At 76.1% G+C, this 26,817-nt stretch carries 20 protein-coding genes and 1 pseudogene; 7 read left to right on the top strand and 14 right to left on the bottom strand.

The features are described from left to right. Positions 1 to 74: 74 nt before the first annotated feature. Positions 75 to 1,031, top strand: a complete 957-nt coding sequence (locus ACI79V_RS07645; RefSeq protein ID WP_456888017.1) for a helix-turn-helix transcriptional regulator — start codon at positions 75 to 77, stop codon at positions 1,029 to 1,031. 563 nt (positions 1,032 to 1,594) lie between these two features. Here the strand turns inward: ACI79V_RS07645 and ACI79V_RS07640 are convergent. Together ACI79V_RS07640 and ACI79V_RS07635 are read right to left on the bottom strand one after the other, a co-directional pair. Then, positions 1,595 to 2,239 (bottom strand): annotated as a pseudogene (locus ACI79V_RS07640) (DUF222 domain-containing protein); the annotation flags it as partial. 387 nt (positions 2,240 to 2,626) lie between these two features. Continuing rightward, positions 2,627 to 4,900 (bottom strand): M28 family peptidase, encoded by a 2,274-nt coding sequence (locus tag ACI79V_RS07635; RefSeq protein ID WP_456888016.1) that lies wholly within the window; start codon positions 4,898 to 4,900, stop codon positions 2,627 to 2,629. A gap of 63 nt (positions 4,901 to 4,963) precedes the next feature. On the opposite strand from ACI79V_RS07635, the gene ACI79V_RS07630 reads away from it, so the two are divergent. Next, positions 4,964 to 5,998: a molybdopterin-dependent oxidoreductase gene (locus tag ACI79V_RS07630; protein ID WP_456888015.1), complete on the top strand. Its 1,035-nt coding sequence runs from the start codon at positions 4,964 to 4,966 to the stop codon at positions 5,996 to 5,998. Between the two features lie 95 nt (positions 5,999 to 6,093). Next, positions 6,094 to 6,330 (top strand): hypothetical protein, encoded by a 237-nt coding sequence (locus ACI79V_RS07625; RefSeq protein WP_456888013.1) that lies wholly within the window; start codon positions 6,094 to 6,096, stop codon positions 6,328 to 6,330. Positions 6,331 to 6,345: 15 nt separating this feature from the next. Here the strand turns inward: ACI79V_RS07625 and hisH are convergent, their stop codons facing one another. Further along, on the bottom strand, positions 6,346 to 6,981 hold the full coding sequence (gene hisH, locus ACI79V_RS07620) for an imidazole glycerol phosphate synthase subunit HisH (protein ID WP_456888011.1): 636 nt from the start codon (positions 6,979 to 6,981) through the stop codon (positions 6,346 to 6,348). Positions 6,982 to 7,062: 81 nt separating this feature from the next. Here hisH and ACI79V_RS07615 point away from each other — a divergent pair, with 81 nt between their 5' ends. After that, positions 7,063 to 7,998: a hypothetical protein gene (locus ACI79V_RS07615; RefSeq protein ID WP_456888010.1), complete on the top strand. Its 936-nt coding sequence runs from the start codon at positions 7,063 to 7,065 to the stop codon at positions 7,996 to 7,998. Here ACI79V_RS07615 and hisB read toward each other — a convergent pair. Genes hisB through hisD form a run of 3 tightly spaced genes read right to left on the bottom strand, consistent with a single transcriptional unit; the run spans position 7,995 to position 11,001 of the window. Then, the gene (hisB, locus tag ACI79V_RS07610; RefSeq protein ID WP_456888008.1) at positions 7,995 to 8,591 is read right to left on the bottom strand and encodes an imidazoleglycerol-phosphate dehydratase HisB; all 597 of its coding nucleotides are present in this window, start codon (positions 8,589 to 8,591) and stop codon (positions 7,995 to 7,997) included. The two genes, ACI79V_RS07615 and hisB, sit on opposite strands and share 4 nt — an antisense overlap. Positions 8,592 to 8,596: 5 nt before the next feature. Further along, entirely contained in the window at positions 8,597 to 9,700 is a 1,104-nt protein-coding gene (locus ACI79V_RS07605) for a histidinol-phosphate transaminase (RefSeq protein ID WP_456888006.1), read from the bottom strand. After that, a complete protein-coding gene (gene hisD, locus ACI79V_RS07600) occupies positions 9,697 to 11,001 on the bottom strand; it encodes a histidinol dehydrogenase (RefSeq protein WP_456888005.1) in 1,305 nt (434 codons plus the stop codon). The genes ACI79V_RS07605 and hisD overlap by 4 nt, the downstream gene beginning before the upstream one ends. 108 nt (positions 11,002 to 11,109) lie before the next feature. On the opposite strand from hisD, the gene ACI79V_RS07595 reads away from it, so the two are divergent. Next, entirely contained in the window at positions 11,110 to 12,003 is an 894-nt protein-coding gene (locus ACI79V_RS07595) for an LON peptidase substrate-binding domain-containing protein (RefSeq protein ID WP_456888003.1), read from the top strand. Between the two features lie 72 nt (positions 12,004 to 12,075). Here the strand turns inward: ACI79V_RS07595 and ACI79V_RS07590 are convergent, their stop codons facing one another. The 6 genes from ACI79V_RS07590 to lspA all read right to left on the bottom strand — a co-directional run bounded on the left by ACI79V_RS07590 (position 12,076) and on the right by lspA (position 19,533). Continuing rightward, a complete protein-coding gene (locus tag ACI79V_RS07590) occupies positions 12,076 to 12,684 on the bottom strand; it encodes a hypothetical protein (RefSeq protein WP_456888001.1) in 609 nt (202 codons plus the stop codon). Between the two features lie 59 nt (positions 12,685 to 12,743). After that, positions 12,744 to 16,322: a DNA polymerase III subunit alpha gene (gene dnaE, locus ACI79V_RS07585; protein WP_456888000.1), complete on the bottom strand. Its 3,579-nt coding sequence runs from the start codon at positions 16,320 to 16,322 to the stop codon at positions 12,744 to 12,746. A gap of 204 nt (positions 16,323 to 16,526) precedes the next feature. After that, positions 16,527 to 16,961 (bottom strand): GNAT family N-acetyltransferase, encoded by a 435-nt coding sequence (locus tag ACI79V_RS07580; protein ID WP_456887998.1) that lies wholly within the window; start codon positions 16,959 to 16,961, stop codon positions 16,527 to 16,529. Beyond that, positions 16,958 to 17,809 (bottom strand): CPBP family intramembrane glutamic endopeptidase, encoded by an 852-nt coding sequence (locus ACI79V_RS07575; RefSeq protein WP_456887997.1) that lies wholly within the window; start codon positions 17,807 to 17,809, stop codon positions 16,958 to 16,960. The genes ACI79V_RS07580 and ACI79V_RS07575 overlap by 4 nt, the downstream gene beginning before the upstream one ends. A gap of 18 nt (positions 17,810 to 17,827) precedes the next feature. After that, positions 17,828 to 18,763, bottom strand: coding sequence for an RluA family pseudouridine synthase (locus ACI79V_RS07570; RefSeq protein ID WP_456887995.1), 936 nt, complete (start codon positions 18,761 to 18,763; stop codon positions 17,828 to 17,830). A gap of 26 nt (positions 18,764 to 18,789) precedes the next feature. Then, positions 18,790 to 19,533 (bottom strand): signal peptidase II, encoded by a 744-nt coding sequence (gene lspA / locus ACI79V_RS07565; RefSeq protein ID WP_456887993.1) that lies wholly within the window; start codon positions 19,531 to 19,533, stop codon positions 18,790 to 18,792. A gap of 115 nt (positions 19,534 to 19,648) precedes the next feature. Here lspA and mqo point away from each other — a divergent pair, with 115 nt between their 5' ends. Then, a complete protein-coding gene (gene mqo / locus ACI79V_RS07560; protein ID WP_456887991.1) occupies positions 19,649 to 21,082 on the top strand; it encodes a malate dehydrogenase (quinone) in 1,434 nt (477 codons plus the stop codon). A 38-nt stretch (positions 21,083 to 21,120) separates the two neighbouring features. On the opposite strand, the gene ACI79V_RS07555 is transcribed toward mqo, so the two are convergent. Continuing rightward, positions 21,121 to 22,632, bottom strand: a complete 1,512-nt coding sequence (locus ACI79V_RS07555) for a potassium/proton antiporter (RefSeq protein WP_456887990.1) — start codon at positions 22,630 to 22,632, stop codon at positions 21,121 to 21,123. Between the two features lie 87 nt (positions 22,633 to 22,719). Between ACI79V_RS07555 and ileS the strand changes: the two genes are divergently transcribed. After that, the gene (gene ileS / locus ACI79V_RS07550) at positions 22,720 to 25,878 is read left to right on the top strand and encodes an isoleucine--tRNA ligase (RefSeq protein ID WP_456888278.1); all 3,159 of its coding nucleotides are present in this window, start codon (positions 22,720 to 22,722) and stop codon (positions 25,876 to 25,878) included. Between the two features lie 18 nt (positions 25,879 to 25,896). On the opposite strand, the gene ACI79V_RS07545 is transcribed toward ileS, so the two are convergent. Further along, positions 25,897 to 26,598 carry a hypothetical protein gene (locus tag ACI79V_RS07545; RefSeq protein ID WP_456887988.1) on the bottom strand — a complete coding sequence of 234 codons (702 nt, stop codon included), beginning with the start codon at positions 26,596 to 26,598 and terminating at the stop codon, positions 25,897 to 25,899. Positions 26,599 to 26,817 lie beyond the last annotated feature (219 nt).

Genomic DNA, 26,817 nt, shown 5'->3' with positions numbered 1-26,817 from the left:
TGCGTCCCGCTGGATCCCATGCTCCGGGGAGAAGTGCTCACCTCCTGAGCACTTCCCGCGGCATCCTCGGCGGCATGCGCGCCGACCGGCTCGTCGCCGCCCTCCTGCTGCTGCAGGCCCGGGGCCGGGTCACCGCGGCCTCGCTCGCCCGGGAGCTGGAGGTCTCGGTGGCGACCGCGCGGCGGGACCTGGAGGCACTCTCGGCCGCGGGGATCCCGGTCTACCCGCAGGCCGGCCGGGGCGGGGGATGGCGGCTGATCGGTGGCGCCCGCACCGACCTGAGCGGGCTGACCGGCCCGGAGGCCCGGGCGCTGTTCCTGCTGCTCGGCCCGGCCTCCTCGGCCGCGCCCGCCGCCCGTTCCGCGCTCCGCAAGCTGCTGCAGGCCCTGCCCGGCGCGTTCCGCACGGACGCCGCGGCCGCCGCCGAGGCGGTCGTCGTCGACCCCGCCGGCTGGGGCGAGCGGGCACGGGAGCGCCCGGAGGTGGCGCTGCTGATGGACGCTGTCGTCGGGCGGCGGGTGGTCGAGTTCGACTACACCGGCCGCGGAGCCGCCCCGACCCGGCGGCGGGCCGAGCCGTGGGGGCTCGTGGACAAGGACGGCACCTGGTACCTCGTGGCGGGGACCCCCGCCGGTCGGCGCACCTTCCGGGTGGACCGGATCGGCGCGGCGGTCGTGACCGGCGCGGCGTTCGAGCGGCCGGCGGACCTCGACCTGCCCCGTGCCTGGGACGAGGTCGCCGGTGAGGTCGAGCGGCGCCGGTCGTTGGTGACGGCGACCGTGCGGGCGCCCGCCCACCTGGCGGCGGTGCTCGGCGACCGGTTCGGCCGGCACTGCGCCGTCGTGGGCGGACCGGACGGCGACGGGTGCGTGCAGCTGCGGGTCGCCGCCCACACCGTCCGCTCGGTGGCCGAGCAGCTCGCCGGCTTCGGCGCGGCCGTCGAGGTGGTGGAACCGACCGCGGTGCGCGCCGAGCTGGCCGCCATCGGCGCGGAGCTGGTCCGGCGCCACTGGGCCGGGCCGGAGGACTGAGGCGCCCTCCCGCCCGGCGGTGACCGTGGTCTCCGAACGGGCAGGCGGTGTCGGGCGGCGGATCGGCCCCCGCGGTCGCGCCGGGGAGGTGCGCCGGCCCGGACCGGTGGGACGTCGACGACCCGCGGCGGATCGGTGACCCGGGTGACGCCCGAGGGCGTGGTCACCTCGAGCCGGCCGCCGGGCAGCAGCCGGAAGCACCAGCCGGGGGCGTGGGTCTTGAGCCGGTGGTGCGGGCGGCACAGGCAGCAGAGGTTGTCGCAGCCCGTGGCGCCGGCCGGCCAGGGGGTGCAGTGGTCGAGGTCGGTGCGGCCCACCCGCCGGTTGCAGTGCGGATGGCGGCACCGACGGTCGCGGACCGCCACGAACCGGCGGTGGCCGGCGCGGGGACGGTAGTGCGGGGTGTCCGGCGGCCGGCGCAACCCCTCACCGCGGGCGCCCCGCTCCACCGCCCGCCGGGTGCCCACGGCGACCAGGTCACCGGCCCGGTCGTGGACGGCGAACTCCAGCGTGCCGCCGTCCGGGCGGTCCAGGCCGAGCGCGCCGACCTCGGCGAGCAGCGCCCGGCACCGCGCGGCGCTGACCGGGTGCCCGTCGACCTCGGCCGGCTCGTTCCCAGCGCCCAGCGTGGACAGGGTCGCGTGCACGACGAGCGCGACGCTGATCGCCGGACGCCGGGCCCAGGGCCGCAGGACGAGGGCGCGGAACACCTCGGTGCGCAGCTGCCCGACCGGCCGGTCGTCGCCGCCGTCGCGGAGCTGGCGCGCCCAGGCGTCGATCGCCGTCCCGCACGCCGCGGCCTCGGCGAGCGGCAGGTCGGCCACCAGCCGGGCCATGCCGTCCTCGGTCGGCCACCAGCGGACGTCGGCGGCGGCGCGGGCCCGGCGGTGGCGCCGCTCGCGGGCGTCGGCGTCCAGCCGGTCGATCCGGCAACGGAGGGCGGCGCGGAGCCGGGCCGGCGTCTGGCCAGCCGCACCCGGCAGCACGTTGGACTCCACCCGCGCGGCCAACGCCCGGTCCAGCGGCTCGAGCAGGTCGACGACCGCCTCGGCGCGCTCCTCGTCGATCTCGCCGCGGCGCAGCGCCTCCAGAGTGGCCGGGAACCGGCGGGTGAGCGCCAGCGACGTCCGGACCAGCCGGCCGACCCGACGCTCGCCGTAGGGGTGCACCAGGCCGAGCTCGCAGGGCAGCCACTCGCTGACGTCCATGACCTCGGGCACGGCACCCTCGGCCGGTCGCTGCGCGGCCAGGAGGCCGACCAGCTCGGCCCGCTCCGCGGCCAGCGCGGCCGCGCGGCGCTCGGCGAGCTGGATCAGCCGGACGACCCACCGGTCGGGCAGCGCCGCCCGCTCGGGACTGCCCGGCGGGCACGCGGCGGCCATGAACTCGTCGGTGGAGGGCAGCGGGCCGATCGCGGCGAACAGCTCGACGCGGGACACCGGTGTGCCGTCGTCGGCGAAGCAGCCGAGGGACCGGAACGTCCCGTCGGTCGCCTGCTCCACCACTTCGTACACGTGTTCGATCATAGCCGACCCGCGACCACTCGGCGAGGCGTATCCCCAGGTGAGGAGGCCGTCCACAGATCCCGCGGACGCCTAGCCGAGGTCGGTCGTCGCTCCCACGACCACCAGGTCCGAGCCCGGCGCGCCGGCCGCGTCCACCCCCGGCGGGCGCGGCTCGAGACCCGGCAGCCCGGTCAGCCCGTCGCTGCCGTCGACCACCCGCAGCCGCAGCGGCCCGGCGTCCTCCACCGTGACCGTCAGCTCCACCCCGCCGGGCGGCGGCGCGTGGAAGGTCAGCCGCAGCCGGTCCTCCCCCAGCGCCCCGGCCGGGACGTCACGCGCCCCGGCACGGGCCGACACCACCCGCCCGCCGCCGCTGTCCAGGTCGAGGGCGACCAGCCGGACGGCGCGCTGCGGGCGTACCCGCACGGTCACGGTCCGGGCGCCGTCGGCCACCCGGTCGTCGAGCACCTCCACGGCCGCCGCCGGCAGGTCGGCGACCTCCGCGGGCGCGGCCGCCACCGGGCCGCCCAGGTACGGGTAGTGGTGCGGCAGCGTCCGCGGCGTGCCGACGTGGCGCGCGGTGTACTCCCCCGGCCGCTCCTCGGTGCTCACCCACCACGCCTCGTCGGTGTCGGCCTCGAGCACGTACGCCAGCCGGCTGGGCACGGGGTGCTGCTGGTCGAACCGGTCCACGGCCAGCCCGACGGCGGCCAGCAGCACGGCGAGCCCCGCCGCCGCCCCGGGCACGGCGACCGACCGCAGGGCGCCCCCGCCGGGCGGGAACAGCTCCTCCCACACCGGCAGGAGCACCAGCGCGAGGACGGCGGCGACCGCGGCCGGCACGGCACCGGCCGCGAGCCCCGACGCCGGGAACACCAGCAGCAGCACCGGGGCGAGCACCCCGACCGCGACGGCGCCGGCCAGGGCGGCGCCTCCGAGCCGCGCGCGGTCGGGCAGCAGCCCGGCGAGCACCGCCGCGAGCGCCGGCAGCGCCGCCGCGTACGACGCCCCCGGCGCCCGAGCGGCCAGCCCGACCGCGAGCACGGCGAGCACCACCAGCGCCCCGGTCCGCAGCGCGGCCGCGCCCAGGCGCCGGCGCAGCAGCCCGTACCAGCCGAGGACCACCACTGCGACGACGGCGACCGCCGCCAGCCGGAACCAGCCCGGACGCCACGGGTCGGCCATGGCGGCGTACCCCGGCCGCAGCACCACCAGCAGCTGCCAGAGCCCGGCCACCGCGAGCGGGGCGAGCACCACCGGCACGAGCGACGCCGCGGCGCCGAGCAGCGTCCGGGACGGCGGCGACCCCCGCCGCCGGTCCAGCGCCGCGAGCAGCGCCACCCCCAGCACCGCGGCGCCCGCCAACGGCCACACCGGCGTCCCGGGGTAGCCCGCCGATCCCCACGGCACCGGGAACCACGTGGCGCCGGCGTCCCCGGGCGGGGTCCCGCCGGACAGGTCGGCGTCGCCGAGCTCCCGGGCCAGCGTCAGTGTGGCGTCGCCGAGCGCCTGCAGGGTGCCCCGGTCCAGCCGCGACGGCGTGTCCTGCGGGGTGCCGGAACCCGCGGCGCCGTCGACGGCGGCGAGGGTCAGCCCAGGCGCGGCGGGCAGGACGCCGCGCCCGGTGCCGCCCGGCAGCTCGCGGTACAGCTCGAGGACGGCGCTGCTGCCGACCGCCGAGCGCGCGGCCGGACCCGGCGACGTCGCCACCACCACCGCCGGGCCGCCGGCGCCGCGGACGTCGAGGTCGAGCACCACCCCGTCCCCGGTCGCCAGCGGGTGGCTGGCCGCGAACGCCTCGGCACCGCACCCGCAGGCCTGCCCGCCGTCGGTGACCACGACGACGACGTCGTTGCGCAGCGGCTCCCCCGCGCGCAGCGCCCGAACGGTCTCGACCACCACGGCCACGCCGGCGGCGGAGCCGGCGCCGGGACCGGTGGGCGCGGAGTCCGACGAGGCCGTGAGCACCAGCCGGCCGGTGGGGTCGGTGCCCGGCAGGACCGCGACGACGTTGCGCACCCGTGCCAGGTCGGCGGCGCCCGGTCCGGTCACCCGCGTCCCGACGGCGTTCTGCACGCGGGTGTCGAGCCCGAGACCGCCGAGGGTCGCGACCAGCCCGTCGACCACGCGGTCCTGGGCGGGGCTCCCGGTCACGTGCACCTCGCCGGCCACCGCCTCCACGTGCGCGGCCGCGCGGGCGGCGCTGAACGACGTCGGCGGCGCGTCGGCCGGCGCCGGGTCCGGCGGCTGCAGCGCCAGCACGCTCCAGGCGGCCAGCGCGGCCAGGAGGACCAGGACGACGAGCGCGCCGCGGCGCCGCCCGCGGACCTCGGGCGCCGGCGCGGACGGGCGCGACGCGGGCAACGGGCCTCCTCGACCGGGTGCGGGACCGGGTCACCGTAGGGGCGCGGGGAGGACACTCCGGGGATGCCGGCCGGTGCGTTCCCCCGTCGCGCCGGGCGCCGCACGAACCTCGGCCTGCTGGCGCTGCTCGTGGTCGCGGGCACCGCCGGCGTGCTGGCCTTCGGCGTCGGCACGCCGCTGCCGTCCCGCGTCGTTGCCGCCGCGCACGGGGCCGCGGGCCTGGGCCTGCTGCTCCTGGTGCCGTGGAAGACCGTCGTCGTGCAGCGCGCGAGGCGCCGGACCCAGGGGCGGCGCGACCCCGCCGTCGCCTGGGCGCTGGCCGTGCTCCTGGCGCTCACCGTGGGCACCGGCGTCCTGCACAGCGCGGCGGGCACCACGGTGGCCGGGGTGGGCGTGCTGCAGGTGCACGTGGCCGCGGGGGTCGGCACCGGCCTGCTGGTGGTCCTGCACGCCGTCGGCAGCCGGCAGCGGCCGCGGCGTGCCGACGTCTCCCGGCGGGCGCTGCTGCAGGCCGGCGGCCTGGCGGCCGGCGCCATTGCGCTGTGGGCCGCGGTCGAGGGCGGCCTGCGGCTCACCGGGGCGCCCGGCGCGCGGCGGCGGGCCACCGGCTCGCACGAGCGCGGCAGCGGCGACCCGTCGGCGATGCCGGTCACCCAGTGGTTCACCGACACCGTGCCGGCCGACGCCGGGGACGCGCTCGAGCTGGTGGCCGGTGGCCGCACCACCCGGCTGCGCGCGGACGACCTGGACCGCGGCGACACCCTCACCGCCGTCCTCGACTGCACCGGCGGCTGGTACGCCGAGCAGGAGTGGCGCGGGGTGCGGCTGGACCGGCTGCTCGCCGGCCGGGACCTGCCCGAGGGCGGCAGCGTGGACGTCGTGTCGGTGACCGGCTACCGGCGGCGGCTGCCGCTGGCCGACGCGGCGTTCCTGCTGCTGGCCACCCACTGCGCGGGCCGGCGCCTGTCGGCCGGGCACGGCGCACCGGTGCGGCTGGTCGCGCCGGGCCGGCGCGGCTACTGGTGGGTCAAGTGGGTGCGGCGGGTGGAGGTGGTCGACGCGCCGTGGTGGACGCAGCCGCCGGTCCCGCTGCAGTGAGCAGGGACTCCGCCGCTCCGGGCGTGTATCAGACGCCCCTCCCCCGCCGTCCTCAGCACCGAGGACCCCGCTGCGGCGCCGGAGGAGGGTGGGCCATGGGCAGGTTGCTCCTGTGGACCGGGTTGGCGGTGCTCGTGGTCGGGCTGGGGGTGCTCGTCCTGCTCCCCGCCGGTCCCGACTGCCCGTACGCGGTCGGCGCCGACCTCCTGGCCGGCGCCTGCGAGCAGGCGCGACAGACCCGGGAGACGAAGGCCACCGCGCAGTGGGTGGCCGCGGGCGGCGGCTGGGTGTCGGGGGTCGGTGCGCTCATCCAGGCGGTCAGGGAGCACTGACCGACGGGGCGCGCCTCAGAGCGTGGCGAGCCAGTTGGTGAGCAGCTGGGCGCCGGCGTCACCGCTCTTCTCCGGGTGGAACTGGGTGGCCGACAGGGCGCCGTTCTCCACCCCGGCGACGAAGCGATCGCCGTGCTCGGCCCAGGTCACCTTCGGCGGCGCCAGCGGACCCGGGCGGCCGTCCTGGCCGAGGGTGAACTCGCGGACGCCGTAGGAGTGCACGAAGTAGAAGCGCTCGCCGGCCAGCCCGCTGAAGAGCACGGTGTCGCGGGGCGTCTCCACGGTGTTCCAGCCCATGTGCGGGAGCACCGGCGCCTTCAGCTGCTCCACCGTGCCCGGCCACTCCCCGCAGCCCTCGGCGTCGTGGCCGTGCTCGACACCGTGCTCGAAGAGGACCTGCATGCCCACGCAGATGCCCAGCACCGGCCGCCCGCCGGCCAGTCGGCGGCCGATGGTGCGCGGCCCGTCGACGGCGCGCAGCTCGCGCATGCAGTGCGCGAACGCGCCGACGCCGGGGACGACGAGGCCGTCGGCGTCGAGCGCGGCCTGCCGGTCGGCGGTCACGGTGACGTCGGCGCCGACGCGGGTCAGCGCCCGCTCGGCCGACCGCAGGTTGCCCGAGCCGTAGTCGAGGACGACCACCTTCTTCACGTCTGCCACGGTACCGAGCAGCACGCCCGGGACCGGCCGTGTTCCCCGGCACCCCCGCCCGGGCCCGGACGTTGCCCGGGCGTGGACAGCGACGACCTGCGCCGGGCCGCCGTGGTCGCCGGGGTCCTGGGCGGTCTGGTGAGCGGGGCGACCGGGGACTACGGCGACGCCGAGGAGAGCGACAGCCGGGTGCTGCCGGCGGACTGGGCCTTCGGGATCTGGTTCCCCGTCTACGCCGGCTCCCTGGCCTACGCCGCCGAGACCGCCCGCCCCTCCCGCCGCCGGGACCCGCTGCTGCGCCGGACCGGCTGGCCCGCCGCGGCGGCCTACGCGCTGGCGGGCACCTGGGTGCGGCTGCGGCCGCGGCAGCAGGTCCCCGTGTTGGCCGCCACGATGGCCGCGGCGGCGCTCGCCCACGCCCGGGCCGGCGGCGGGCCCGCGCGCCCCACCGACCGCTGGACGGTGCGCGTGCCGCTGGGCCTGTTCGCCGGCTGGCTGACGCTGGCATCCGTGGCCGCGCCCACCGAGGTGCTGCTGGCCGAGGGGGTCCGGCCCGGCCCCTGCGCCGCCGACGCCTGGGGGCGTGGCCATGACCGGCGCCGCCGCCGCGATCGCCTCGGCGGTCACCCGCGGCATCCCGTCGTCGCGGGGCTACCCGGCCGCCGTCGTGTGGGGGCTGGTGGCGGCTGCGGTGCGCAACGCCACGCGGGGCCGTCGGGTGCCGGCCGCGATCGCGGCCGGTGCGGTCACCGCGGCGGGCTCGCGTCCCACGGCAGCACGGTGAGCTCGGGCCACACCGCCTGCCTGCGGGCGGCCTCGATCTCGCCCGAGGAGCCTCAGATCAACCGCAGGATCCCCGAGACGGTCGCCAGGAGCGCCGCCACCAGCAGCACGACGGCGAAGAAGACCTGCGGACCGGTGCGTCCCTTGGTGTCGTGGTCGGCCCGCCAGATGCTCCACGCCCCGCCGAGCAGGAAGCCGCCGAAGACGACGAGGACGACGCCGGAGGTCACCTAGAGCGCGCCCTTGGTGGAGGGGACGTCGGCGACCCGCGGGTCGAGGGCGACGGCGGTGCGCAGCGCCCGGGCCAGCGCCTTGAACTGGCCCTCGACGATGTGGTGGGCGTCGCGGCCGGCGTAGAGCACCCGCACGTGCAGGGTGATCCGCGCGTTGAAGGCGAACGACTCGAGCACGTGCTTGGTCAGCGACGTCGGGTAGTCCGGCCCGATCATCGGCGTCATGGTCTCGGGCTCGGCGTGCACGAAGTACGGCCGGCCGGACAGGTCGACGGCGGCCTGCACGAGCACCTCGTCCATCGGCACCGTGGCGTCGCCGTAGCGGGTGATGCCCTTCTTGTCCCCCAGCGCCTCGCCGAAGGCCTGGCCGAGCGCGATGGCGACGTCCTCGACGGTGTGGTGGGCGTCGATGTGCAGGTCGCCGTCGGCCTGGACGGTCAGGTCGATGCCGCTGTGCTTGGACAGCGCGGTGAGCATGTGGTCGTAGAAGCCGACGCCGGTGCTGATCGAGCTCTTCCCGGTGCCGTCGAGGTCGAGCTCGACGACCAGCTTGGTCTCGCTGGTGGTGCGCTCCACGCGGGCGGTACGGCTCATGGGTCTCAGTCTCCCAGGCGGTGGTCGGGGGCGACCTCACCCAGCGCGGTGAGGAAGGCGTCGGTCTCGGCGGGCGTGCCGGCGGTGACCCGCAGCCAGCCGGGGATGCCGACGTCGCGGACGAGGACGTCGTGCTCGAGCAGTGCCTTCCAGGCGGCCGCGGCGTCGGCGAACCGGCCGAACAGGACGAAGTTGGCGTCGCTGGGGACGCTGGTCAGGCCCAGGGACGGCAGCGTGGCCACGATCCGGTCGCGCTGGTCCTTGACCGCGTCGACGGTGGCCAGCAGCGCGTCGGTGTGCGCCAGCGCGGCCCGCGCGGCGGCCTGCGTCAGCGAGGACAGGTGGTAGGGCAGCCGGACCAGCTGCAGCGCGTCGACGACGGCGGGGTCGGCGGCCAGGTAGCCCAGCCGCAGGCCGGCCATGCCGAACGCCTTGCTCATCGTGCGGCTGACCACCAGCCGCGGCCGGCCCGGCAGCAGGCTCAGCGCCGACGGGGTGCCGGTGCGGGCGAACTCGGCGTAGGCCTCGTCGACCACGACCATGCCCTCGGTGGCGTCGTGGAGCTCCGCGATCGTCTCCAGCGCGACGGCGGTGCCGGTCGGGTTGTTCGGGCTGGTCACGAAGACGACGTCGGGACCGACCTCGCGCACCTGCGCGGCGGCCTGCGCGGCGTCGATGGTGAAGTCCTCGCGGCGGTGCCCGTCGACCCACGCCGTCCCGGTGCCGGCCGCGATGATCGGGTGCATCGAGTAGGACGGGGTGAAGCCCAGCGCCGTCCGGCCGGCACCGCCGAAGGCCTGCAGCAGCTGCTGGAGGACCTCGTTGGAGCCGTTGGCGGCCCAGACCTGCGCCGGCTCGATGCGCTCCCCGCCGCGGCTCAGGTAGGCGGCGAGGTCGGCGCGCAGGGCGACGGCGTCCCGGTCGGGGTAGCGGTTGAGGTCGACCGCAGCGTGCCCGAGCGCCTCGCCGAGCGTGGCGAGCAGCTCGGCCGGCAGCGGGTGCGGGTTCTCGTTGGTGTTGAGCCGGTGGGTGACCTGCAGCTGCGGGGCGCCGTAGGGCGTGCGGCCGCGCAGCTCCGGCCGCAGCGGGAGCTCGTCGAGGGAGGTCACGGCTGCTGCCGCACCCGGACGGCGGCCGCGTGTGCGGGCAGGTCCTCGGCGTGGGCGAGCGCGTCGACGTGCCCGGCCACCTCGGCGAGGGCCTGCTCGTCGTACTCGACCACGTGGATGCCGCGCAGGAACGACTGCACCGACAGGCCGCTGCTGTGCCGGGCGCAGCCGCCGGTGGGCAGCACGTGGTTGGAGCCGGCGATGTAGTCGCCCAGGGACACCGGCGACCAGGCGCCGACGAACACCGCGCCGGCGTTGCGCACCCGCAGCGCGACCTCGCGGGCGTCCCGGGTCTGGATCTCCAGGTGCTCGGCGGCGTAGGCGTCGACCACCGCGAGGCCGGCGTCGACGTCGTCGACCAGCACGATCCCGGACTGGCTGCCGCCGAGGGCGGTGAGGATCCGCTCGGAGTGCTTGGTGGCCGCGACCTGCCCGGGGACCAGGTCGAGGACGGCGTCGGCGAGCTCCTCGCTCGTGGTGACCAGGACCGCGCCGGCGAGCGGGTCGTGCTCGGCCTGGCTGATCAGGTCGGCGGCGACGTGCACGGGGTCGGCGGTGTCGTCGGCGAGGATGGCGACCTCGGTGGGGCCGGCCTCGGAGTCGATGCCGATCAGCCCGCGCAGCAGCCGCTTGGCAGCGGTGACGTAGACGTTGCCCGGCCCGGTGACCATGTCCACCGGCTCGCAGGCGCCCGCGCCGTAGCCGAAGACGGCGATGGCCTGCGCGCCGCCGACGGCGTGCACCTCGGTGACGCCGAGCAGTGCGCACGCGGCCAGCACTCCGGGGTCGGGCAGGCCGCCGTGGTCGCGCTGCGGCGGGGAGGCGACGGCGATCGACTCGACGCCGGCGATCTGCGCGGGGACGACGTTCATCACCACGCTGGAGAGCAGCGGCGCCAGCCCGCCGGGCACGTACAGGCCGACGCGGCGCACCGGCACCCACCGCTCGGTGACCGTGCCGCCGCGCACCACCTGGGTGGTGACGTCGGTGCGCGCCTGGTCGGCGTGCACCTTCCGGACCCGGGCGATGGACTCCTCGAGCGCGGCCCGCACGTCGGGGGCCAGGCCGTCGAGGGCGGCGCGGATGGCCTCCGGCGGGACGGTGAAGTCCTCGGCGTCGACGCCGTCGAGGCGGGCGGTGATCTCGCGGACGGCCTGGGCGCCGCGGACGCGGACGTCCTCGCACAGCGGCCGCACGGTGGCCAGGACCGAGTCGATGTCGGTGGCCGCCCGCGGCAGCAGGCCGGCCAGGTCGCGGACCCCGGGGAGCGCGGATCCGCGCAGGTCGATGCGGGCGAGCACGGGCGGCCTCCGGGAGTGCGGCGCGGGGGGGGTCGACCCCCCAGGGTAGTGACCGGGCAGGCGCCCGTCGGGAGCGCCCGGGGCACCCGCCGCCCGTAGGCTCCCGGCGTGGGCGACCTCATCCCGCTCTTCCCGCTGGGGACGCCGCTGTTCCCCGGCATCGTGCTGCCGCTGCAGGTGTTCGAGCCGCGGTACCGGGCGCTGGTGCGCGACCTGCTGGCCATGCCGGAGGGAGCGGAGCGGCGCTTCGGGGTGGTCGCGATCCGCCAGGGCTGGGAGGTCGAGCGGGTGGCGCCGGCCGAGGCGCTGTTCGACGTCGGCTGCACGGCGCTGGTGCAGGCGGTCCGGCCGCAGCCCGACGGCACCTTCGCCGTCGTCACCGTGGGCGGTGAGCGGTTCCGGCTGCTCGACGTCGTCGTCGGCGGCCGGGCCGGGGACGACGGGGACGGGGACGCCGCCGGGGACGACCCGCCCTACCTGCGGGCCGAGGTCGAGTGGCTGGCCGACGAGGAGGCCGCTGAGGAGGCGGCGGGCGACCAGGAGGCGGTCGCCGACCCGCCGGCCGGCGCGGGCGCGGCGCCGGACGGAAGGGTCGACGAGGGCCTGGCCGCCGAGGTGGCGCGCGGGTCGCTGGCCCTGCTCGAGCGCGGCGTGGGCGGGCTGTTCACCCGGTACGTCACCGCGGTCGCCGGGCTGCAGGCGGGTCTGGACACCGACGAGGTGGAGCAGGCCGCGGACCTCGCCGACGCCGGTGAGGACCCGACCGGCGCCGCGGCCCTGCTGGAGGCGGTGGCCGGTGACCCGCGGGCGCTGTCCTACCTGGTCGCCTCGGCGGCGCTGCTGACCACCGAGGACCGGCAGGCGCTGCTCGCGGAGTCGGCGACCCGGCGTCGGCTGGCCGCCGAGATCCGGATGCTGCGCCGGGAGCTGACCCTGCTCGAGACCGTCGGCGCGGTGCCGGCGCCGCCGACGCAGTTCGCCGGGTCGCTGAGCCTGAACTGACGAAGGACCACCTCTCCCCCCACGCCTCGCTCCGCTCGGCGCGGGCCCCTGGGGGATGGCCGTTCGAGCACGTCACCCGCGGCCCAGGTCGTCCCTGGAGGAGAACAGCGCGGCGACGACGTAGACGGCCAGCGCGGCGAACGGGCCGACCGCCAGGGCCGGTGGCGAGGACAGCCGCAGGCCCGACGTGACCCGGGTGCCGACGTCGGCGAGCTGCTCCGCCGTCGGGCCGGGCGCGAGCAGCTCGCCCAGCTGCCAGGCGAGCAGCCCGGCGACGGCGGCACCCAGGGCGGTGGCCACCAGGACCGCCACCCCCCGCCGCCGGCGCATCGCCCAGGCCAGCCCGCCGGCCAGCAGACCCAGCCCGGCCAGCACGAGGACCAGGACGGAGTCGCCGGCCACCAGCAGCTCCGCCGACGGGCGGCCGACCGGGACCGCGCCGCCCTCGACCACCTCGAAGCGGCCGCGCGGGGCCAGCCACACCCACAGCAGGCCGGCGGGCAGCCCGCACAGCGCGATCAGGCACCCCCAGGCGGTCGCGGCCCGCAGGTCGGTGCGGACCTCGGCCAGGACCTGCCCGGCCAGCGACCGGGCCGGCCGGCCGACGACCGACGGCACGGTCGCCGGCACCGCCGCCGGGCCGGGCAGGGGGCCGTCGGGGACCGGGGCGGGGCTGCTCACGGCTCCCAGTGAACCCCGCGCCCCGGGCTGCCCGCCGTCAGGGGCGCTGCCCGCGGGGCTCACAGCAGCGCGACGCTGGTGGGCCCGAGCAGTGCCTTGATGTCGCCCATGAGCGCGGTGCTCGGCCGCACCCGCAGCCCCTGGTCGAGCCGCAGCACGGTCTCCCGGCCGCCGTTGACCAGCTTGAGGTGGACCTCGGTGGTGCCCGGGTGGCTGCCGAGCACCTCCCGCAGCCGCTCGACCACCGGCGGGGTGCAGCGGGCAGCGGCCATCGACACCAGCACCGGCCCGCGCGGGCCCTCGGTGAGCTCGGGGATGGTCACCTCGGAGCCGAACAGCGAGGGCTGGTCGTCGCGCCGGCTGATCCGGCCCTTGACCACGACGATCTGGTCGCGGACGACCTTCTCCGAGACCTCCGCCCACGTCTTCGGGAAGAACAGCACCTCGATGCCGGACTCGAGGTCCTCCAGCGTCGCGATGGCCCAGGGCGCGCCCTGCTTGTTCGTCCGCGGGGCGACCGAGGTGAGGATGCCGGCGATGGTGACGTTGGCGCCGTCCTCCACGCCGCCGGCGTTGATCTCGGCGATCGGGGTGTCGGCGTTGGCCGCGAGGACGTGCTCGACGCCGTGCAGCGGGTGGTCGGAGACGTAGAGGCCGAGCATGTCGCGCTCGAAGACCAGCCGCTCGGACTTCGACCAGTCCGCCGTCGGGACGGCGATGTCGAGCGCCCCGCCGAAGGGGTCGTCGTCGCCGGCGTCGGCGCCGAAGCTGCCGAACAGGTCGAACTGCCCCTCGGCCTCCTTGCGCTTCAGGGCCATCGCGGCGTCGACGGCCTGGGCGTGGATTGCGGCGATGCCCTGGCGGGAGTGGCCCATCGAGTCGAACGCGCCGGACTTGGCCAGCGACTCGATCACCTTCTTGTTGCAGGCGACGGTGTCGATCTTGCGCATGAAGTCGGCGAAGTCCTTGAAGGCGCCCTTCTCCTCGCGCGCCCGGACGATCGACTCGACGACGTTGTGGCCGACGTTGCGAACCGAGGCGAGCCCGAAGCGGATGTCGGTGCCGACGGCGGTGAAGTCCCAGGAGGACTCGTTGACGTCGGGCGGGAGCACCTTGATGCCCATCCGCCGGCACTCGGCCAGGTAGACGGGGCGGCGGTCCTTGTCGTCGCCGACGCTGGTGAGCAGGCCGGCCATGTACTCGGCCGGGTAGTTGGCCTTGAGGTAGGCGGTCCAGTACGAGACCAGGCCGTAGGCGGCCGAGTGCGCCTTGTTGAACGCGTAGTCGGCGAAGGGGACGAGGATGTCCCACAGCGTCTTGATCGCCGCGTCGGAGTAGCCGCGCTCCTTCATGCCGGCCTCGAACCCGACGAACTCCGCGTCGAGGACCGACTTCTTCTTCTTGCCCATGGCGCGGCGCAGCAGGTCGGCCTTGCCGAGGGAGTACCCGGCGACCTTCTGCGCGATCGCCATGACCTGCTCCTGGTACACGATCAGGCCGTAGGTGCCGCCCAGGATCTCCTCGAGCGGCTCGGCCAGCTCGGGGTGGATCGGCGTGATCTCCTGCTGGCCGTTCTTGCGCAGCGCGTAGTTGGTGTGCGAGTTCGCACCCATCGGGCCGGGCCGGTAGAGCGCGCCGACGGCGGAGATGTCCTCGAAGTTGTCCGGCCGCATGAGGCGCAGCAGCGAGCGCATCGGCCCGCCGTCGAACTGGAAGACGCCGAGGGTGTCACCGCGGGCCAGCAGGTCGTAGGTGGCCTTGTCGGTGAGGTCCTGGCTGATCTCGTCGAGGTCGATCGGCTCCTTGCCGTTCGCGACGATGTTGCGCAGCGCGTCGTCGATGACCGTGAGGTTGCGCAGGCCCAGGAAGTCCATCTTCAGCAGCCCGAGCGTCTCGCAGGTCGGGTAGTCGAACTGCGTGATGATCGCGCCGTCGTTCTCCCGGCGCATGATCGGGATCGAGTCGATCAGCGGGTAGCGGCCGATGATGACGCCGGCCGCGTGCACGCCCCACTGCCGCTTGAGGCCCTCGAGCTTGCGCGCCTGGTCGACCACCTCGGCCGCGCCCGGGTCGGACTCGTACCGGGCGCGGAACTCCGCCGCCTCCTTGTACCGGGGGTGGGCCGGGTCGAAGACGCCCGACAGCGGGATGCCCTTGCCCATGACGTCCGGGGGCATGAGCTTGGTCAGCTCGTCGCCGACCGAGTAGGGGCGGTCGAGCACCCGCGCGGCGTCCTTGATCGCGGCCTTGGCCTTGATGGTGCCGTAGGTGACGATCTGGCTGACCCGCTCCTCGCCGTACTTCCGCGAGACGTACTGGATGACCTCGCCGCGCCGGCGGTCGTCGAAGTCGATGTCGACGTCGGGCATGGACACGCGCTCGGGGTTGAGGAAGCGCTCGAAGATCAGCCCGTGCTGCAGCGGGTCGAGGTCGGTGATGCCCATGGCGTAGGCGGCCAGCGAGCCCGCCGCCGAGCCGCGGCCGGGACCGACGCGGATGCCGTTGTCCTTGGCCCAGTTGATGAAGTCGGCGACCACGAGGAAGTACCCCGGGAAGCCCATCTGGGTGATGATCCCGACCTCGTAGTCGGCCTGCTTGCGCACGTGGTCGGGGATGCCGTTCGGGTAGCGCTTGTGCAGGCCCCGCTCGACCTCCTTGACGAACCAGGAGGTCTCGTCCTCCCCCGGCGGCAGGGGGAACCGCGGCATGAGGTCGGCGCCCTCGGTGAAGGTGACCTCGCACTGCTCGGCGACCAGCAGCGTGTTGTCGCACGCCGCGGCGAGGTCACCGGTGAACAGCGCCCGCATCTCGGCGGCGCTCTTGAGGTAGTAGCCGTCGCCGTTGAACTTGAAGCGGTTGGTCTCGTTGAGCCGCGACCCGGTCTGGATGCACAGCAGGGCGTCGTGGGCCTCGGCGTCCTCCTTGTGCGTGTAGTGCAGGTCGTTGGTGGCCAGCAGCGGGATGCCGAGCTCCTGCGACATCTGCATCAGCTGCGGGCGGGTCTTCTGCTCGATGGACAGGCCGTGGTCCATCAGCTCGGCGTAGAAGTTCTCCTTGCCGAAGATGTCCTGGAAGTCGGCCGCGGCCTGCCGGGCGCGGTCGTACTTGCCCGCGCGCAGCCACATGTTGACCTCGCCCGACGGGCAGCCCGTCGTCGCGATGAGGCCCTTCCCGTAGCGCTCGAGCAGGTCGCGGTCGAAGCGCGGCTTGCGGTACTGCCCCTCGAGGCTGGCCAGCGAGGAGATGCGGAAGAGGTTGTGCATCCCCTCGGTGGTGCGGGCCAGCAGCGTCATGTGCGTGTAGGCGGCCTTGCCGCGGGAGGACCCGCCCTCGCCGTCCTCGTCGATGAGGTTGTCGCCGAAGTCGAAGGGCGCGCGGTCGAACCGGGAGCCGGGCGTGTAGTAGCCCTCCATGCCGATGATCGGCTTCACGCCGGCGGCCGTGGCCTGCTTGTAGAAGTCGTAGGCGCCGAACACGTTGCCGTGGTCGGTCATCGCCAGCGCGGGCATGCCGTACTCGGCGGCGGCCTTCGTGACCTCGGGCAGCTTGGCCGCCCCGTCGAGCATCGAGTACTCGGTGTGGACGTGCAGGTGCACGAACGAGTCGCTGCCCGCGGCTCGGCGGTCTGGGCTGCTCACGGTGGTGCGGCGCTCCTCACGGGTCGTGCTGGCCCGGCCGTCGGGTGCTCCGGCGGGCGACCGGCGGGGAAGACCGGGCGGTGCGGTGCGAGTCGCGGAGGACGTCGGGACGCGGGCCCGGGCCGGCGCCTGCGATCCTCGCACCGGGAACTGTCTACGCCGAGGGTCTGACAGGACGTGTCCCGGCGCGGCAGGACGACCCCGTCACAGTCGGCGGCGCATCGTGACGTGCGCGATGCCGGCCTCCAGGTACTCGCCGCCCACCGCGGTGTAGCCGGCCCGCTCGTAGAACCCGCGGGCGGTGACCTGGGCGTGCAGCTCCACCTCGGTCAGCCCGCGGGCGAGCGCCTGACGGTGCAGCTCGGCCAGCACCGCGGCCCCGTACCCGCCGCCGCGGGCGGCCGCGTCGACCGCCATCCGGCCGACCAGCGCCCGCCCGTCGCGCTCGAGCAGCCGGCCGGTGGCCACCACCCGCCCGCCGGGGTCGCGGGCGACCGCGTGGACGGCGGTGGCGTCGGCGGCGTCCTGCTCGACCTCGGGCGGCACGCCCTGCTCCTCGACGAACACGCGGGTCCGCAGCGCGACGACCTCGGGCCAGTCGGCCGCCGTCGCCACCGTCGCGACCGGGCCGCCGGTCACGCGAGCGCTCCCCCGGCCGGCCACGACCCGGGCCGTGACGCCGGCGGCGGCCCGGGCAACGGCCCGGGCGGTGACCCCGGCAGCGCGCCGGGCAGCGCCGAGGCCGGCACCAGCAGGAAGCGCAGGTCGACCACGGCGTGCAGGAGCACCGGCAGCAGCAGCGAGCCGGTCTCGAGGTACAGGGCGGCGAACAGCCCGCCGAGGACGCCGGTGAGCACGATGCCGGGCACGCCCTGGTAGGCGTGCGCCAGGCCGAACGCGACCGCGCCGACGGCGACCAGCACCGGCTGCGGCAGGTCCCCGCCGACCGCGGCGACGACGGCGAGGAAGAACCCGCGGTAGAGCCACTCCTCGCACACGCCGGCGGTCACGCCGACCACCGAGAACAGCCGCCGCTCGGCCGGCGACCGCGGCAGCAGGGCCAGCGTCGCGTGCGCCGTGGGCTCGGCGTGCCGGCCCCCACCCGGCCGCGGCGGCGCCGTGCGGGCCAGTGCGCCCGAGCGCAGCGCGCGCACCGAGAGCAGCGAGGCGAGCAGCACCAGCACGGTCGCCGTCGCGGTCACCGGGCCGGGCAGCCCGGTGGGCCAGGCCAGGCCGACGGCGGCGGCGTCCACCCCCGGGGCGGCCAGCCAGACGACGAGGGCGAGCACCGCGAGGCCCCACTCCAGGACCAGCAGCCGCAGGTAGAACGAGCGCCGCGCCGCCGGGTCGGTGCGCAGCCGGCCCTCGAAGCGCCGGTGCAGCACCTGCCCGACCAGCGGCTCGCCGACCACCAGGTACACCGCGACGACGACGGCCGACAGCGCGGCGGGGCCGAACGCGGCGAGGGAGGCGGGCAGGTCGGTCACGGTGCGGGCGCCGCCGCCTCAGGACTCGGCGCGCAGGATCGCCAGGGCGCCGGCGAGGTCGGCCGGGTAGTCGCTGGCGAACTCGACCCAGTGGCCGTCGGCCGGGTGCGCGAAGCCCAGCCGGACCGCGTGCAGCCACTGGCGGGACACGCCCAGCCGCGCGGCCAGCGTCGGGTCCGCGCCGTAGGTCGTGTCCCCGACGCAGGGGTGGCGCAGCGCGGAGAAGTGCACCCGGATCTGGTGGGTGCGTCCGGTCTCGAGGTGGACGTCGACCAGGCTGGCGGCCGGGAACGCCTCGACCACCTCGTAGTGGGTGACCGAGGGCCGCCCGCCACTGACCACGGCGAACTTCCAGTCGTGCCGCGGGTGGCGGTCGATGGGCGCGTCGATGGTGCCGCGCGAGGGGTCGGGGTGTCCCTGCACGAGCGCGTGGTAGCCCTTGTCGACGGTGCGCTCCCTGAACGCCGCCTTGAGCAGCGTGTAGGCCCGCTCGCTCTTGGCGACCACCATCAGCCCCGTCGTCGCCGCGTCGAGCCGGTGGACCACGCCCTGCCGCTCCGGCGCCCCGGAGGTGGAGATCCGGTAGCCGGCCGCGGCCAGCCCGCCGACGACGGTCGGGCCCTCCCAGCCGGGGCTCGGGTGCGCGGCGACGCCGACCGGCTTGTCGACCACCACGACGTCGTCGTCGTCGTGGACGACGGTGAGCCCGGGGACGGGCTCGGGCGCGGGGGCCTCGCCGGGCGGCGGGGGCAGCTCGACCTCCAGCCAGCTGCCGCCGGTGAGCCGGTCGCCCTTGCCGCGGACCCGGCCGTCGACCCACACCCGCTCGGCGTCGGCGAGGTCGGCGGCGACGGCGCGCGAGAGCCCGAAGAGGCGGGCGAGGCCCTGGTCGACGCGCTGGCCCTCCAGCCCGTCGGGCACCGGCAGCGCGCGGTGCAGGCCGGGCGAGCTCACTGGTCCATCGTGCCAGGTGAGCGGGGTCAGCCGCGGGAGACGGCGTCGGTGCCGGAGTCGTCCCGGCCGCGGGTGCCGTCGAACTCGACGCCGCGCAGCGCGAGCCAGGCACCGAGCACGCCGCCGCAGACGATCGCCGAGTCGGCGACGTTGAAGACCGGGTAGACCTCGCCGTCGGGCGCGAACACCGACACGAAGTCGACGACGCCGCCGCGCAGGAACCCGGGGTCGCGGAACACCCGGTCGACGAGGTTGCCCACCGCGCCGCCGAGCACCAGGCCCAGCGCCACCGCCCAGCCGGTGGAGAACAGCCGCCGCGCCGTCCGCACGATCACCACGGCCACCGCGACGGCGATCAGGGTGAAGACCACCGTGAAGCCCTCGGCGAAGGAGAACGCGGCGCCGGTGTTGCGGGCGTGGGTGAGGTAGACCAGCCCGCCGAGCAGGCGGATGTTCTCCCCGCGGTCGATCGTGGCGACGACGAGCAGCTTGGTGGCCAGGTCGGCGAGCAGGACCAGCGCCGCGAGGACCAGCAGCAGCCGCGTGCGCGGCCGGCGGGCCGGCGGCGGAGCGGGCGCGGCGTCCTCGGGCAGGTCGTTCAGCGGGTGCTCCTCGGGCGGGGCGGGCGGTGGTCCGACCCCGCGAGGGTAGCCGCGGCCGGCGTCCCCTCCGGCCCGCCGCGCGGCGCCGTCGGGGCGCCCGGGACCACCGCGGGAGGCTTGCGACGGCGGGGTTAGACGAATCTCACACCCCGCCGAGTGCGTGTTCACGCTCCGTTCGGCCGATCGTCGGAGGTGGCGCACGTCCCCCGGCAGGAAGGCAGTCGTGTCCACCGACCTCGGTTCAGCCACCGACCCCGATGTGGTCCTCGTCGGCGGAGGCGTCATGAGCGCGACCCTCGCGTCGCTGCTCGATGTCATCGCGCCGGAGTGGACCGTCACCGTCTTCGAGTCCGCGCCCGAGGTCGCCGGGGAGAGCTCGGACGCGTGGAACAACGCCGGGACCGGGCACGCGGCGCTCTGCGAGCTGAACTACACCCCCGCCGGGCCCGACGGCCGGGTCGACACGGCCAAGGCCCGCACCATCAACGAGCAGTTCCAGGTGTCGCGGCAGTTCTGGTCGCACCTCGTGCGGACCGGGCTGACCGGCTCGCCCAAGGAGTTCATCTCCCCCGTCCCGCACGTCGGCTTCGTGACCGGCGAGCAGGGCCGCGCCTACATGCGCGCCCGCCACGCGGCGCTGTCGGCCGAGCCGCTGTTCGCCGGGCTCGAGTACACCGACTCCCCCGCCGAGCTGGCCGACTGGGTCCCGCTGGTGATGGACGGCCGCGACCCCGCGCAGGTGGTCGCCGCGACCCGCTCGGCCGCCGGCACCGACGTGAACTTCGGCGCGCTGACCCGGCTGCTGTTGACCCAGGCCGAGGACCGCGGGGTGCAGGTGCACACCGGCCAGCGGGTCACCGGCCTCGACCGGCTCGACGACGGGCGCTGGAAGGTGACCGTCACCGACCGGCGGACCGGCGAGGAGCGCTGGGTGCGCACCCGCTTCGTGTTCGTCGGCGCCGGCGGTGGCGCGCTGCCGCTGCTGCAGGAGGCCGGCATCCCCGAGATCCGCGGCTTCGGCGGGTTCCCGGTCAGCGGCATGTTCCTGCGGACCCGCTCGCCGGAGCTGGTCACCAAGCACCAGGCCAAGGTCTACGGCCAGGCCGCGGTCGGCGCGCCGCCGATGTCGGTGCCGCACCTGGACCTGCGGCTGGTCGACGGCGAGTACTCGCTGCTGTTCGGCCCCTACGCCGGCTGGTCGCCGAAGTTCCTCAAGGCCGGGTCGGTGTTCGACCTGCCGCTGTCGGTCAAGCCGAACAACCTCGGGTCCATGCTCGGTGTGGCCCGGACCGAGCTGGCGCTGACGAGGTACCTGGTCGGCGAGCTGCTGCAGTCGCGCAGCGCCCGGCACCGCACGCTCACGGAGTTCGTCCCGCTGGCCGAGCAGGCCGACTGGGACATGATCACCGCCGGGCAGCGGGTGCAGGTGATCAAGCGCGACCCGGCGACCGGTCGGGGGGTGCTGCAGTTCGGCACCGAGCTGATCGTCGGCTCCGACGGCTCGATCGCCGGCCTGCTGGGTGCCTCCCCCGGCGCCTCGACGGCGGTCTCGGCGATGCTCACCCTGGTCGAGCGGGCCTTCCCCGACCGGGTCGCGGCGAACCGCGCGGCGCTGGAGGCGGCGATCCCCTCCTACGGCCGCGAGCTGTCCGCCGACCCGGCGCTGCTGGCCCGCGTCCGCGCGGAGACGATGCAGACCCTGGAGCTCACCGGCTGACCGTCCGCGTGCACGTCCGCGGAAGTGCCCGGCGTCCCTCAGTCGGCCTCCGTGGCCCCGCCCTGCTCGCCGCGCCAGGACGCCAGCCGGCCCGCCCGGCTCACCGCCCGCAGCCGGCGCTCGGCCTCCGGCCGGGAGCGGCGGGCCGAGACCAGCAGCGCCTGGTCGCCGCGCATGAGCCGGGTGTGGCCGTCGGGGACGAACGAGCGGCCGTCGCGGACGATGAGCACCACCGCGGCGTCGTCGGGGAGCCGCAGCTCGGGCAGGTAGACGCCGTGCAGCCGGGACCCCTCGGGCACCCGCAGCTGCATGAGCTCGGCGTCGAGCTCCTCCAGCGGGGCCGACTCCACCTCGACGTCGCGGGGGGCGATCGGCGCGGCGATGCCCAGCCGGCGGGCCACCCACGGCAGCGACCAGCCCTGGACGAGGGTGAAGACGACGACGAGCACGAACACGGTGTCGAAGACCAGCGGCGCCCCGGGTGCCCCCACGGTGAGCGGGATGGTGGCCACGACGATCGGCACGGCGCCGCGCAGCCCCGCCCACGAGATGAACGCCTGCTGGGCCCACGGGAAGCGGAACCAGACCAGGCTGGCCAGCACCGAGACCGGTCGGCCGACCAGCAGCAGCGCGGACCCTGCCACGAGGGCGGGCACCAGTGCCTCGGGCAGCCGGGACGGCGAGACCAGCAGGCCGAGCATCACGAACAGGCCGATCTGCGCCAGCGAGGCCATGCCCTCGGCGAACCCCACGCTGGCCGTCCGGTGCGGCAGCGCGGCGTTCCCGAGCACGACGCCGCACAGGTACACCGCGACGAACCCGGACGTGTGCAGCAGCACGCCCGAGGCGTAGGCCAGCACGCACAGCGCGAGCGTCGCCAGCGGGTAGAACCCGGCCACCGGCAGCGCCACGCGGCGCAGCAGGGCCGCCCCGCCGAAGCCGACGCCGACGCCGACGACCGCACCGCCGGCGAGCTCCCCCGCCACGATCAGCGTCGCCACCCACCAGGCCTCGCTGACCTCCCCGGCGAGGTACTCGGCGAGGATGGTCACGAGGAGGATGACGGGCGCGTCGTTCAGGCCGCTCTCCGCCTCGAGCGACGCCGCCAGCCGGCGCGGCAGCGGCAGCCGGCGGAGCGTGGCGAAGACCGCGGCCGCGTCCGTCGAGCTGATCACCGCGGCGAGCAGCAGCGCGAAGGGCCAGTCGAACCCCAGCAACCAGACGACGATCCCGGCCGTCGCACCGACGCTGACCACGACCCCGACGGTCGCCAGCGTGACGCCGGGCCCGATGGCCCGGCGCACGTCGGACCACCGCGTCGTCAGCCCGCCCTCGGCGAGGATGACGACCAGGGCGGCGAAACCGAGGGTGAGGGTCAGCTCGGCGTCCTCGAACTCGATGCCCAGGCCGCTCTCCCCGAGCGCCACGCCCAGCGCCAGGTAGAGCAGCAGGCTGGGCAGGCCGAGCCGGTCGGCGAGGCGCAGCGCCACCGCGGCCACGAGCACGACGACCGCCCCGATGGCGAGGGCGGCGGTGACCGCCTCGTTCACCGCCCGCACCCCATGGGCGCAGTCTCCCGTACGCGCGTGCCGCGCCCGCCGCCCCGGCACCGGGACGCGCTCGACGGCTCGGGGACAATGGCGCGCGTGAGCTCTCCCTTCCGCGCGCTGCCACCCCAGGTCGACCTGCCCGCGCTCGAGCGGGACGTGCTGCGCCGCTGGGAGGACGCCGACGTCTTCGCCCGGTCGCTGGAGGCCACGGCGGGCCGGCCGCAGTGGGTCTTCTACGAGGGCCCGCCGACGGCGAACGGCCGTCCCGGCACCCACCACATCGAGGCGCGGGCGTTCAAGGACGTCTTCCCCCGGTTCAAGACGATGCAGGGCTGGCACGTGCCCCGCCGGGCCGGCTGGGACTGCCACGGCCTGCCGGTCGAGATCGCCGTCGAGCAGGAGCTCGGCTTCGCCGGCAAGCCCGACATCGAGCGCTACGGCGTCGCGGAGTTCAACGCCCGCTGCCGCGAGTCGGTCGAGCGCCACGTCGCCGACTTCACCGAGCTCACCCGCCGGATGGGCTACTGGGTGGACATGTCCACGGCCTACTGGACGATGGACCCCGCCTACGTCGAGAGCGTCTGGTGGTCGCTCAAGCAGGTGTTCGAGAAGGGCCTGCTCGTCGAGGACCACCGGGTGTCGCCCTACTGCCCGCGGTGCGGCACGGGGCTCTCCGACCACGAGGTCGCCCAGGGCTACGAGTCGATCACCGACCCGTCGGTGTACGTCCGGCTGCCGGTCACCGACGGCGAGTGGGCCGGGAAGGCCGACCTACTGGTCTGGACGACGACGCCGTGGACGCTGCCGAGCAACACCGCCGTCGCCGTCCACCCCGACGTCACGTACGTGGTGGCCCGCAAGGACGACGCCGTCCTCGTCGTCGCCGAGCCGCTGGTGACCGCGGCGCTGGGCGAGGACGTCGAGGTGCTGGCCCGCACGACCGGCCGCGACTGGGAGCGGGTGCACTACCGGCGCCCGTTCGAGCTGGTCGACTTCCCCGAGGGCGAGGACACCCACTTCGTCGTCCTCGCCGACTACGTCACCACCGACGACGGCACCGGGCTGGTGCACCAGTCCCCCGCGTTCGGCGCTGACGACCTCGCCGTCTCCCGGGTCTACGGCCTGCCGGTGGTCAGCCCGATCGACGCCTCGGGGCACTTCCTGCCCGAGGTCCCGCTGGTGGGCGGCCGGTTCTTCAAGGCCGCCGACGACGCCCTCGTCGTCGACCTGCAGCGGCGCGGCCTGCTCTGGCGCGAGCAGAGCTACGAGCACAGCTACCCGCACTGCTGGCGCTGCCACACGCCGCTCATGTACTACGCGCAGCCGTCCTGGTACATCCGCACCAGCGCGATCAAGGACCAGCTGCTCGCCGAGAACGAGAAGACCCACTGGCACCCCGAGACCATCCAGTGGGGCCGCTACGGCGACTGGCTGAACAACAACGTCGACTGGGCGCTGTCCCGGGACCGGTACTGGGGCACCCCGCTGCCGATCTGGCGGAACGACGCCGACCCGAGCCGGATGGTCGCCGTCGGCTCGCTGGCCGAGCTCTCGGAGCTCACCGGCCGGGACCTCTCCGACCTCGACCCGCACCGGCCCTTCATCGACGAGGTGACCTTCACCCGCCCCGGCGAGGAGGGCACCTACCGGCGGGTCCGGCAGGTCATCGACGCCTGGTACGACTCGGGGTCGATGCCCTTCGCCCAGTGGGGGGCGCCGCACCGCAACCGGGCCGAGTTCGAGGCCGCCTACCCGGCGCAGTTCATCGCCGAGGCCATCGACCAGACCCGCGGCTGGTTCTACACGCTCATGGCCGTGGGCACGCTGGTGTTCGGGCGGAGCTCGTACGAGAACGTGCTGTGCCTGGGCCACATCCTCGCCGAGGACGGCCGCAAGATGAGCAAGCACCTGGGCAACATCCTCGAGCCGATCCCGCTGATGGACCGGCACGGCGCCGACGCCGTCCGCTGGTTCATGCTGGCCGGCGGCTCGCCGTGGGCGGCCCGCCGGGTCGGTCACGAGACGCTGTCCGAGGTGGTCCGCAAGGTCCTGCTGACCTACTGGAACACCGCCAGCTTCCTCACCCTCTACGCCGAGACCAACGGGTGGGCCGGGCCGGGCGCGGACGGGGCCGCCGCCCCGCCGCGCGAGCAGCGGCCGCTGCTCGACCGCTGGGCGCTGGCCCAGCTGGCCGCGGTCACCGAGGGGGTCACCGACGCGCTGGAGTCCTTCGACACCCAGGGCGCGGGCCGGCTGATCGGGCAGTTCGTCGACGACCTGTCCAACTGGTACGTGCGCCGCTCGCGCCGCCGGTTCTGGGACGGCGACCCCGCGGCGCTGTGCACGCTGCACGAGGTCGTGGACGGGCTGACCCGGCTCATGGCGCCGTTCACCCCGTTCGTCACCGAGGAGGTGTGGGCGCGGGTCGTCCGCCCGGGGCTGGGCGACGGCGCTCCCGACTCGGTGCACCTGGCCTCCTGGCCGGCCGTCGACGAGGACGCCCGCGACCCGCAGCTGGTCGCGCAGGTCGACCTGGTCCGCCGGCTGGTGGAGCTCGGCCGCGCGGCGCGCACCTCGGCGAAGGTGCGCACCCGCCAGCCGCTGGCCCGCGCGCTGGTCGCCGCCCCCGGCTGGGGGTCGCTGGCCCGCGACCTGGTGGCCGAGGTGGCCGACGAGCTCAACGTGGCCGAGCTCGCCGAGCTGTCGGCGGTGGGCGGCGACCTGGTCGACGTCCGCGTCAAGGTCGACTTCCGCGCCGTCGGCCGGCGGCTGGGCGGGCAGGTGCAGGCGGTGGCGAAGGCCGTCGCCGCCGCCGACCCCGCGGCACTGGTGGCCGCCTACCGGGCCGGGACCGCGACGGTGGACGTCGACGGGCAGGCCGTGCCGCTCGAGGACGGCGACCTCGTGGTCACCGAGACCCCGCGCGAGGGCTGGACGGTGGCCAGCGCAGGCGGGCTCACGGTGGCGCTGGACCTGACGATGACGCCGGAGCTGGAGCGGGCCGGCATGGTCCGCGAGGCGGTGCGGCTGGTGCAGGAGGCGCGCAAGAACGCGGGCCTGTCGGTCAGCGACCGCATCGAGCTGTGGTGGACCGCGGAGGGCCCGATGGCCGAGGCGCTGACCGAGCACGGCGCGCAGGTGGCCGGCGAGGTCCTCGCGACGGGGGTGCACGCCGGGGCGGCCGGCGAGGGGCCCGGGGTCGAGGGGCCGTCGGGCTCGCGGTTCTGGCTGGCGCGGGCGGAGTAGCGGGCCGCCCGCGCGGGGTCAGTCGCGGCGCGCGGCGCGGCGGCCGCGCTCGCGGTGCGCCAGGTGCGCGTCCGGACCGCACCGGGCGCACGGGGTGAACCCCTCGGCGCGCGCCTCGCGCACCGGCAGCCGGACGGTCTGCCCGCCGGCCAGCGAGGAGCAGTCGGCGAGGTGGTAGCGGGGGTGCTCGTCGACGACGAGCACCTCGTCGTCGAGGTCGACGACCAGCAGCAGGTCGGTGACCTCCTCGTCCTCCTCCGGCGGTTCGGCCGGCCCCGCCCCGGCGGCCCTCCCCCGGAACCGGCCGTGCGCCCTCGCCGGGGCCTCCGGCGCGGCGGGGTCCCCGGCCGGCCGGGGCCGCGGGCGGGCCCCCGGCCCGGCGGGGTCCCCCGCGCGGTCCGCCGCCGCCTCGTCGGCGTCCTCCGCAGAGGTCGACCCGCCGGCGGCGGGCCGGGCCGGCTCGGGCGCGGCGGGCCGGGCCGATCCGCGGCCGGACCGCGTCGGCTCCTGCTCCGGGGCCGGCGGGGCGGGGACGGCGTCGTCGGCCGGGGTGCGGAGCCGGGCGACGACGAGCAGCGCCGCGGCCAGGCCGCAGGCGGCCACGCAGGTCCAGTACCAGGCGTTCTCGGCGGTCGTCACGCCGAGGACGAACAGCCCCAGGCCCGCGAGCACGAGCAGGGCGGCGGCGAGGACCACGGCGCGGACTGTAGCGGCGGTCACGTCCCGGCGGGACCTGCTCGGGCGGACCGACGCGACAGGGCCCCCGGACCGGTGGTCCGGGGGCCCTGTCGGGATCTCAGTGCCGGGAGGTCAGCGCTCGTCCTGGGAGACGCGCTTGCCCGACTCCGGGGAGAACACGTGCGCCTCGCCGGGGCGGATGGCCACGTGCACCACCTCGCCCTTGGCCGGCGGCTTGCGCGCGTCCACCCGCAGGGTCAG

The organism is Geodermatophilus sp. SYSU D00700, assembly GCF_054050255.1.
This window is presented reverse-complemented; position numbering and strand designations above follow the sequence as displayed.